This window comes from Sedimentibacter sp. B4 (assembly GCF_000309315.1).
Classification (GTDB): Bacteria; Bacillota; Clostridia; order Tissierellales; family Sedimentibacteraceae; genus Sedimentibacter; species Sedimentibacter saalensis.
Genome location: NZ_CANG01001066.1, coordinates 1 through 240, shown reverse-complemented (window position 1 = coordinate 240; position 240 = coordinate 1). Strand labels below are relative to the sequence as shown.

1 protein-coding gene is annotated in these 240 nt (G+C 72.5%); it reads right to left on the bottom strand.

From position 1 onward, the window contains the following. A partial coding sequence (locus BN358_RS25065; protein WP_198018543.1) for an RtcB family protein occupies nt 1-240 on the bottom strand: 240 nt, incomplete at both ends.

Genomic DNA, 240 nt, shown 5'->3' with positions numbered 1-240 from the left:
ACCGGGGAGCTCGTCGACGACCCCGGCGTCCTTGCGGCACTCGACACCGGCGGTCTGGCGGGCCAGGTCGTCGGTGGTGAACGTCCGCTTCGCCTGGTTGCGCGACATCCGGCGTCCGGCCCCGTGCGAGGCCGAGTTGAGCGACTGCTCGTTGCCGAGCCCCCGCACCACGTAGCTGCCCGTGCCCATCGAGCCCGGGATCAGGCCCATGTCACCGACACCGGCCCGGATCGCGCCCTT